The sequence below is a fragment of the Peptidiphaga sp. genome, from assembly GCF_057238965.1.
Map to the genome: position 1 here is coordinate 433 of NZ_DBHHEV010000088.1, position 9,503 is coordinate 9,935.

General features: G+C 63.4%; 9 protein-coding genes. 1 reads left to right on the top strand and 8 read right to left on the bottom strand.

Features of this window, described 5'->3' with window-relative positions:
- From ACO48X_RS09440 to ACO48X_RS09465, 6 genes are all read right to left on the bottom strand, one after another.
- On the bottom strand, window positions 1-229 hold a 229-nt coding region (locus tag ACO48X_RS09440), incomplete at its 3' end, for a hypothetical protein (protein ID WP_485001835.1).
- Entirely contained in the window at window positions 220-1,347 is a 1,128-nt protein-coding gene (locus ACO48X_RS09445) for an SIS domain-containing protein (protein ID WP_485001836.1), read from the bottom strand. The genes ACO48X_RS09445 and ACO48X_RS09440, both read right to left, overlap by 10 nt.
- Before the next feature lie 2 nt (window positions 1,348-1,349).
- The gene (locus tag ACO48X_RS09450; protein WP_485001837.1) at window positions 1,350-2,408 is read right to left on the bottom strand and encodes a carbohydrate ABC transporter permease; all 1,059 of its coding nucleotides are present in this window, start codon (window positions 2,406-2,408) and stop codon (window positions 1,350-1,352) included.
- Window positions 2,405-3,376, bottom strand: coding sequence for a carbohydrate ABC transporter permease (locus ACO48X_RS09455; RefSeq protein WP_485001838.1), 972 nt, complete (start codon window positions 3,374-3,376; stop codon window positions 2,405-2,407). The genes ACO48X_RS09450 and ACO48X_RS09455 overlap by 4 nt, the downstream gene beginning before the upstream one ends.
- Before the next feature lie 132 nt (window positions 3,377-3,508).
- Complete coding sequence (locus tag ACO48X_RS09460; RefSeq protein ID WP_485001839.1) at window positions 3,509-4,798, bottom strand: ABC transporter substrate-binding protein; 1,290 nt, start codon at window positions 4,796-4,798, stop codon at window positions 3,509-3,511.
- A gap of 127 nt (window positions 4,799-4,925) precedes the next feature.
- On the bottom strand, window positions 4,926-5,792 hold the full coding sequence (locus ACO48X_RS09465) for a GntR family transcriptional regulator (protein WP_485001840.1): 867 nt from the start codon (window positions 5,790-5,792) through the stop codon (window positions 4,926-4,928).
- Window positions 5,793-5,842: 50 nt separating this feature from the next.
- On the opposite strand from ACO48X_RS09465, the gene ACO48X_RS09470 reads away from it, so the two are divergent.
- A complete protein-coding gene (locus ACO48X_RS09470) occupies window positions 5,843-7,138 on the top strand; it encodes an ROK family protein (RefSeq protein ID WP_485001841.1) in 1,296 nt (431 codons plus the stop codon).
- A 45-nt stretch (window positions 7,139-7,183) separates the two neighbouring features.
- Here ACO48X_RS09470 and ACO48X_RS09475 read toward each other — a convergent pair whose 3' ends face one another.
- Window positions 7,184-7,921 carry a hypothetical protein gene (locus tag ACO48X_RS09475; protein ID WP_485001842.1) on the bottom strand — a complete coding sequence of 246 codons (738 nt, stop codon included), beginning with the start codon at window positions 7,919-7,921 and terminating at the stop codon, window positions 7,184-7,186.
- Window positions 7,922-9,362: 1,441 nt separating this feature from the next.
- On the bottom strand, window positions 9,363-9,503 hold a 141-nt coding region (locus ACO48X_RS09480), incomplete at its 5' end, for a hypothetical protein (protein WP_485001843.1).

Sequence of the window (9,503 nt, forward strand, 5' to 3'; positions counted from 1 at the left end):
CTGAAGATGCCGCCGCGGCCGGCTCTCGGTCGAGTCCCTGCGCGACCGCTTCCCTTTCGATTCGCGGCAAGCCCGGTTCCTTTTCCTCCGGCTCCCTTCCCGCCCCCTGCGCGGCCGAATCCGACTCGACTGCCCGCGCGGCCGAATCCGGCTCGAGTCGGGGTCTGCGTCCTCCCGGCGAAGCGCTCTGCGGCCCCTCGCCTCGATGCCCGCTTCGGCTCATTCGCATGTCGTCACCTTCGCTCCGACGTTGAACACTCCCGGCGTTGCCGAGTTCTGCGAGGCCTTCGCCCAAGCCGCCAGCAACAGCGGAATTGCTGCACAGCCGGCGTCGAGCAGCGGCGCCGTGCTGGAAAACAGGTAGTCGACGGGCAGGCCGGAAGCGGCGACCCCGTCGGTTCCCACAGCCGTCGCCGACGCGCCTTTCGTTTCGCGTTCGCCGCGCAGGCGCGCGTCCAAAGCCGCCTGCGTCGGTTCGAGGCTGACGAGCACGACGCCGAGGCCGGGCGCGGCCAGTTCAAGAGGGCCGTGCCGGAATTCTGCGGCGTCCATCGAATGGGCGGGGACGTGCGCGGATTCCTTGAGGACGAGCGCGTTGAGCTCGGCGGTTGCGATGGCGACGCCGCGGCCGAGCACCATGAGGGCCTGCGGAGATTCGTCGATCGCGGCCGCGAGCTTCCGCCCGATCGCCTCGGCGCCGTCGGCCCACTCGCGAAGGCCCGCCGCGGCCTTTTCGGCGAGCGCCTGCGCGGAGGAGAGAATCGAGGCGACGGACTCGCCGCCGGTCAGGACTTCGGCGAGGACGTGCATGGCAAGCATCGTCGAGACGTACGTCTTGCTGGAGGGCCCGCGCTCGTCGCCCGCGCCGAGGTCGATGGACACCGCGGCCTCCTCGGCGAGGGGGCTTTGCGGCCCGTTCGTGATGGCGACCAGCGGGACGCCCTCTTTTTTGCGGAGCTCCGCCGCCATGCGCACCGCCTCGATGCTTTCACCCGACTGGCTCACGGCCACAACCGCCGAATCTGGGGCCAAGGCGTTCATCCGGTAGTGCAGAAGCTCGGCCGTGTGGATAGTGTTGGCCTCCACGCCGCGGCGCCCGAGGACGCTGGCCAGCGCGGTCACGGCGTCGGCCGAGCTGCCCATTCCTGTGAGGACCAAGCGGCGCCCGCCGAGCAGGGTGCGCACCCGCTCGAACTTGTCCGCCTGCTCGCCCAAGGTGCGCGCCGTGCCCAGCAGCGCGCTCGGGCTCTCGCAGATTTCCGTGAGAAAGAGATCCCTTCCGGCGGGTGCTCCGAAGGCCGCGGAATCGCGCTCGGCCGCGCCGGAAGAATCGTGTGTGGTAGCCATGTTTATCCTTTTGTTGAGCCGGCCGTCAGGCCGTCGATGAATTTCCGTTGCGCCACGATGAAAATGACGATCATTGGAACGGCAGTGACGACGGCGCCCGCCATTGTTCCCGGCCAGTCCACTGTGTTCTTGCGGGCAAGAAGGGCCAGGCCGACGGGCAGCGTACGCGTCGATTCGGAGTTCGAGACGAGGAGCGGCCACAGGAAGTCGTTCCATGCCCCGAGGAATGTGAAGACTGTCAAGGTTGCGATTCCCGGCGCCGCAAGCGGCAGCACGATGCGCCGCAGGATCTGGAACTCCGACGCCCCGTCCAAGCGCGCCGCCTCCAGAATCGAGTCGGGTATGGAAGCGAAGAACTGCCGCATGAGGAAGATGCCGAAGACCTGGACGGCGCCCGGCGCGATTATTCCGGAAAGCGTGTCGAGGCCCAGGAAGGGAACCCAGTCGTGGAGCCACACCATCATCCTGTAGAGAGGGATGAGGTTGACCTGCATGGGGATCATCATCGTCACCATGAGCAGGCCGAACAGGAACGACCGCCCCGGGAAGGGAAGCTTCGCGAAGGCGTAGGCCGCGAGCGAATCAAAGACGACGTTGAGAATCACCACAACGACGGCGACGATCACCGAGTTGAGGAAGTACCGGAAGAACGGCTGGTCTGTGAAAATCCGCTCGTAGGCCTTGGTCGACGCCGGGTCGGGCACGAGTCCCGTGCCCGGGGCGAACACGTCCCGGCTCCGTTTGAACGACGTCGAAAGCGTCCACAGCCAGGGGATCGTCATAAGCACGCTGAAAACTGTGAGGCAGGCGTACGTCAGGACGCGCCGCTTCGTCGTCGGCCGAAGGCGTTTGGCCCACGACGTCGAGCGCTTCTTTTCCGCGGGATTCTTGTCGGAGCGCTTCTTTTCCGCTGGTTTCCTTGCGGAGACGCCGGCCGTGTTCTTTGCTGAAGCCCCTTTTGCGGGAGCTTCTGCCGCGGCCCCTTTTGCCGCAGCGCCTTTCTCAGCGGAGTCTCGCGCGTCGGGCGTGTCAGCGCCCTTCGCCACGGCTTTGCCCGTCATGAGGGCCTCCTTTCAAGCCTCATCTGAAGCGCAGACGCGGCGGCCAGGAAGATCACCAGGAGATATGCGGCCGCGGACGCATGGCCCAAGTCCAGCCGATGGAATTTCTCGACGAGGTAGTAGACCACGGTCATCGTCGAGTCGGCGGGCCCGCCTCTGGTCATGACATAAACCTGGTCGTACACCTGGAACGCTCCGATGATTCCGACGACGTAGACGAACAGGAGCGCGGGCCGCAACGCGGGCAGGGTGACGGCTCGGAAGGTTCGCCACGGCCCGGCGCCGTCGACGGCGGCCGCCTCGTACCTCTCGCGAGGGATTCCCTGCAGCGCAGCGAGGAGGATGACCGTCTCGAAGCCGAACCCCTGCCAGATGCTCGCGGCGCACACGGCCAGCAAGGCCGTGTCCGGGTCGGAGAGCCACTGGCGCCCCTCTCCCCCGAAGAATTCGATGGCGCGGTTGATCAGCCCGTCGTCGTTCAGGAGCATCTTCCACATCGTCGAGACGACCACCAGGGACATCGTCACGGGGAGGAAGAACGCGGCGCGGAAGAGTGCCTGGCCGACGCGCGCTCGATTGAGCAGGAGCGCCGAAACCAGCCCGAGGAGCGGACCGATGGTCATCGTCACGAGGGCGAAGATCGCCGTGTTTCCTGCGGCGGTTCGGAACTGGTCGTCGGCGAAGAGGTCGGAGTAGTTGTCGAGGCCGACGAACTTCGGGTCGGTCACGCCGTTGTACTTTGTGAAGCTCCACCACAGCGAGAAAGCCATGGGGAGGAAGAAGAAAACGGCGGTGAGGATCATGGCCGGGGCCACGAAGACGTACCCCGCCCGGCGCTGCCGCCTTTCCATGGGCGATTTCTTCGTGGACGATCGGCGTTTGGAGGCCGCCTTGCGGCTTCGGGCGCTCGCGCCGCTTTCGGCGTTCGCGGCCTCGGTCTCTACCGCTGCGTCGGCTGCGTCAACCATTTTGTCACCCCTTTCGCTTCGGGTCCCGCCTTGAGGGAGCCCCAGTGCGCGGATGCGCGACGTCGCCCGCGTTTCGCCGGCGGCGGCGCGATCGTAGCCGTGCGTGATTGCTGCGCCGCGCCGCCTGCCGCGTCATTGGCGAAGAGCTTCATCGGTTTTCTTCGCTGCATCTTCTAGGGCCCCCTTGGGGGTTTTCCGGCCTCTGATCGCAGAGGCGACCGCTTTGGTGATCTCCTGGTCGATGTCGGGCCACCCGGCGACGTACGGGAACGGCGTCGCCGTGGCCATGGCCTTTTCGAACACCTCGAAGGGCTTTTGCCCGCCGAAGAAGGGATCGGGTTGGGATAGCTTGGGCGATTTGAGCGCGGCCTTCGTGGCGGGAGCGGCCCCCGCCTTGGTGTAAACAAGCTCTTGCTGCTCGGGTGTGAGCATGAATTGCATGAGGCTCCATGCCTTCTTCGGGTTCTTCGCGCTGGCCGGAATCACCAGGCCGGTGCCGCCGAGGTACGAGCCGGGCTTCTTGGCGAAGGGCGCCGGCGCCACGGCCCACTTTCCGGCTTGGCCGGGGACGCCGTCCTTGAGCACTCCCATCATGTAGGGGCCGTTGAGGAACATCCCGATGCGTTCGTCCGAGATTCCAGGCAGGCCCGTGGAGTCGCCTTGCGAGTCGTCCCACAGCAAGCCGCCGCTGTCGAGCAGCTTCTTCATGTACTCCATCGCCTGGACGCCTTCGGGAGACGTGAACGCCGCCTTCTTTCCGGACTTGTCGACGATCGACCCGCCGTTTTGGAAGAGGAACTGGGAGTACTGGAAGGTGTCTGGGCGCACCTGTATCTGGTACTTGTCGGCTTTGCCGTCGCCGTTGGAGTCTTCGGCCATGGCCTTGGAGACCTCGACGAGCTCGTCCCACGTAGTGGGAACCTTGAGCCCCTTGGCTTCCAGGATGTCCTTCCTGTAGTAGAGGGCGTAGGCGTCGAAGTCGTATGCCAGGGCGATCTTGTGGCCCTTGTAGGTCATGGCGTCGACGGCGCCCTTGGTGTACTGGGAGTCGATGGACGCGCCGTTGAGTTTTTCGCCCGAGATTTCGGACAGGTCGGACAAAAGGTCTTGGGAGGCGTAGGTCGGCACCCACGTCATGTCGATCGTGGCCAGGTCGGGCGCCGAGTTCGACGAGAAAGCGGTCGACAGCTTCTCCTGGAAGGTGTCGTAGTCATAGACCTGGTAATCGACTTTGATTCCCGGGTGCTTCTTCTTGTACGCCTCGATGGCGGGTTTCACCGGCGTCGCCGAGCCGTAGTAGTCCCAGACGACGATCGTGTTCGCGTCGGCGTCGTCGCTCGAACAGGCGGCGAGGCTCGTGCCCGCCATTGCACATGCGGCGATCATCGCCGTTGCGATCGCCCGTTTGCTGTGTCTCCTCATGTTCGCTCCAGCTGGTTGAGGTGATTGGGAGGAAGGGCATGGTCAGGCGCTGGGCGCGGGAGGCTCGCTCGAACGCCGCATCGACGGTTCGCGGACGGCGATGCGGGCGCGGTGCGGAACTTCCTTTTCATACGCTTCGCGGCCTGGCGACGTCGATGTGGTACTTCGCCCGACTGCCCTTCACAACTGTGCGACAGTATTCGATCGGACGCCCATCGGCGTTGCGTGAGATGAGTCTGATCAGGAGCACGGGCTCACTGCGCTCCTGCTTGAGCAACGCAGCTTCTCTGGCGCTCGGCAGGGCGGGCTGGATCGTTTGATGCCCGCTGACGAGGTCGACGCCGAAGCGCTGAGAAAGGTGCGTGTAGAGAGATGAGGACCCGAGATCCAGGGAAAGGAGCCCGGGAAAGAGATATTCGGGAAGGAAGACGTGTTCGAGGAGCAACGGCTCGTCTCCGGCGATGCGCAGGCGCTCGATCGAGTAGACCGGAAGCCCCGAGGCGATGCCGAGCCGGTCCGCCGTCGACGGCGTCGATTCGGTGACTTCCTGGGTCAAAACGACCGTGCGCGGCTCCAGGCCGCGGACGGCCATCTCCGCCGTGAAGCTCGTCAGCTCGGCGAGCTGGCGCTCCACCGGGCTTTCGCTGACGAATGTCCCGCGCCCGCGGACGCGATAGATCTGGCCTTCGCGGACGAGCTCGTCCAGAGCGCGCCGCACCGTGACGAGGCTGCACCCGTAAAACTCTCCGAGTTCGCGCTCCGTCGGGAGGCGATCCCCCGATTTCCACCGCCCGCCGTCGATTTCCCGGCGCAGAGCGCTGTATACCTGGTGGTAAAGGGGCACGGGGCCCCTGACGAGGGCGGCGCCGGGCGTGTTCGAGGGCGCGTTCGTGCCGACGCGCGCATCGGCTTCACCCACGTGGGCATCGGCTTCAGCCGGATGCCCATCGGCTTCGGCGTCAGGCACGCGGGAGTCGATCGTCTCCTGCGCCATAGCGTCACCTCTCAGGTTTTCCACGATTCATTATAATGTTATACTTAAGTATGGTCGCGCAAGGAGAACCTGTCAACACGTTTGGACAATCCGTCGGGCGCCCCGCCGACGCTCAAAAGTCCGACGCCCCGAAATCCGCAGGGCAATCAGCTGAACAACCCGCCGTTGCGCCCTCGTCGCCGCGCGTCAGCGCAACGGACGCCGACGCCTCCCATTGCATCGGAACCCTCGACATCGGCGGGACGTGGATTCGCGCTGCCGTCGTCACGCCCGCCGGGGAGATCCTCGTCAGGAGCCGGCGGCCCTTGCCGACGTCGGAAGGCGGGCGGGCCGTCGTCGACACGTGCCTTGACGCCCTCGGCGAGGCGCGAATGAGAACCGGATGCCACACCCTCGAAAGGATCGGGGTGAGCGTGACCGGGCCGGTCGACCCGCGCACGGGCAAGCTTTTCACGCCGCCGAACACCGGGCCCGTCCTCGCCGGGCTAGAGCTGGGCGAGGCGCTTTCGCGGGCCGCCTGCCTAGAGGTGCGCGTGGACCGCGACACGAACGCGGCAGCACTCGGCGAGCACCGCTGCGGCAGCGCGCGCGGCACGGCGAACTTCGTCTTCATCACGGTTTCCACCGGCGTGGGCGGCGCCGTTATGCTCGACGGCCGCCTGATTCGCGGGGCAGACGGAGTCGCCGGGGAGATCGGGCACATTTGCGTGGAGCGCGGCGGCCCTCGGTGCGGCTGCGGCCGCCGCGGCTGCGTCGAGGCCATCGCGTCCGGCCCGTCGATCGCCCGCCGAGCCGAGGCGGAGCTCCGTGCCGCTCAGGGCGCCGAATTGCGTGCCGTTGAGGGCGCCGAGTTCCGTGCTGCTGAAGGTTTCGCGCAAACCCGCGGCGTCACGAAAACCGTCGAAGGCTCCGCTGCTGCTGCCAGCGTCGCCGCCCGAGCCGGTGAAGCTGTCACCGCACCGATCTCGTCGCAAGCATCGTCTTCGTCGCAAGCATTATCGTTCTCTTCGCAAACGTCCTCGCCCCTCGCCGAGCGCCTTCGAAGCGGCCGCCCGCTCACCGGCAAGGACGTGGACGAATGCGCCGCCGCGGGCGACCCTCACGCGATCCGGGCGCTCAACGCCGCAGCCGCCGCGGTTGCGGGCATGTGCGTCGACATGGCCAACGTCTTCAACCCCGAACGCATCGTGGTGGGCGGAAGCGTGGCCATCGCCCACCCCGACTGGATCGCACGGGCATCCGAGCTCGTCGCCCGCGAAGCCCTCGTCCCCGCCAACCGCGAGGGAATCGTCGTTCCCGCGGAACTGGGCGACGACGTGAGCCTGGTCGGCGCGGCGTTCCTATAAATCGCGGCGCAGCGTTTTTAAGAATGCGACTGTTTCGAGCCTTCGTCACCATTCCATCGGAGGGACGGCCTGGTTCGCCAAAACGACCCTTAAGTCCAATCCCAACTCCTGCCCTACAGGGACGATGGACTCCGGACCGGAGACGATGACGGAATCGCCGTAGGGCGGCGCTGCAAGGCGAACTTCCTCGCCGAACTGGACGACGCCGGGAAGCGCCCGGCCTCGCCACAGGTCCGCGAAACGCGCAAGATCGATCAACGTGCTTACCCTCGGAATAGACAGGCAATCGGCCGCTTCCAGAAGCTCCTCGTCCGCTTGGTCTGCCGACAGAACTTCGGCTTTGTCCGTCAACCGGACTCCCGCTTCATCTGCCGACCAGGTTCCTGCTTCGTCCGCAAACCGGACACCAGCGTCATAGGTCAACCGCGCTAAGGAACTTTCAATCATTTCGGGGAAGGGAGTGAATGTCCATCCCCGATCGCTTCCCGCCACGGTGGCAAGGAGGTCGGCGACGCGCGCGATTGTCTCATCATCGGCATGCCCATTCGACGGGCGCCAACGAACAGAGAAGTCACCTGCCCCGCTTCCCCAATCAAGGTATTCCATAGACGAGACGGACCCGCTCAGCGCCGCCTGAGACCACCCTTCAAGGGCAGACCACGCAAGGCAATCGTCGGATCCCTCATCCACCAAGGGCAGGAACACTCGCGCAATTCGAGGCGCACCCTCGAGCGCGTAATCGCCAAAACACCGCTTCTCGTCCATCATTTTCTCGTCCATCATTCAAACTCTATAGTCCACGAAACTGAGTAAGCTCCTATACCTGCATTGACATCACGAGCAAAGAATGTTGCATAGTCTACTTGCACAACCAGCACGCTTCCTTTTTCCAGTCGCTTGCAATAAGCAACTTCGTGTTTTTCGCTTCTATTTCGTACCTGACAAACACTGGTATTCTTCCTGCATTCGGAATACAACTTGTCTGTTGTTGTTTTCGAATCGTGAACGCCATGCGGGTAGTAAATTGTTCTCACCTGGGTTGGAGGAACCCTCGTGTTTAACGTGAGAACTAGATTGCCAATCGGGGGGAAAGACCGGTTGCGGTCAACCCGATCTTCCGACTTAGGCCTCTTCTGTTTCAACGAACCGCCGACGCGCCAATTGTACATCGCAGGCACCAGCCTTCTGCCGCCTAATTCCATCGCTGGGATATCCTCCGGAGGGATATCTGGCCGGATAGAGCTAGGCGACAAAGACGACCCCTGTTCGGACAGCGAATTCTCATGCACGCAACCAGTCGCCAGAAATAGACAAAAGGCCAGCGGAAGCAAGAAAGAACGAAGTCTCATAAGGCCCCATTTGGATAGTCGATTCAACCAACAGCTAACAACTCAGCCTTCTGTATGTAGCGGTAAGCGCAATACCAACTCTGCCATTACGTATGGCACGATGATACCCTGTCGCTTTGTAATCATAGGTTCCAGACCCTTGACAATACCACTTAACGTTGCTTTCCTTATTCCCAGTCGAACCACCATTAGCAAGTTGCTCCCAGCCATACCATCGATGCCGAGTTAGGTTTGTGGAAGTTCTTTTTGAAGCACCCGGACAGTATGTTCTGGAATGCACTGAGACAAAGTTCCGACTTCCATGGATACGGCGAGTTTCGCCATAGCAGTCATGAAATATGGCATCTTGAGGTTGCGCGTCCAAAGATCGAGTTCCCTCAGGCTGCAAGCGAGCGATTTCAGAAGGACGGAGACTACTAGAGTCAGACCCCGCATCCCCTACGCCGCCCAAGGCGCTAAAGGTTAACATCGTCGTCGCGGCAAGAGCGGTAAATGATTTCAACATTCCCCTCCCCTTTCATGTTCATGTTTTAGAAACAGAGAATCCGAGGAAAATCAAATTCAGTAAAACATCGGTTAGAATCAACTTCAATAGACAAACTTATTATTTGCGCAACAAATTCATTCATGAACTAAGTGTCGATTTCTGACGTTTTTATAGGAGAACAATTGGTGTGGAGGCGCGCCTTCAGGCGCGCCTCCACACCAGCCATCGGCCTCAGCGGCACTCATGCACGGCTAAGTTGCTACCAGGCTTCACACCAGGCACCAGCTGGGGCAATCCCGCCACAAGAGCGGGTTTGGGTTCAGCCGCCAGAATATAGACCAGGGGGCGCGCCTAAAGGCGCGCCCCCCACCAGCCACCAGCCGCAGCGCTACTCCCGCGCGGTCAGCTTGAGGCCCGGCGTCGAGTCGGACGGGTCGGCGTCCACCGTGACCGTCGCGCCGTCGGAGACCTCGCCCGAGAGCAGCATCCGCGCCAGCTTGTCGCCGATCTCACGCTGAATGAGCCGCCG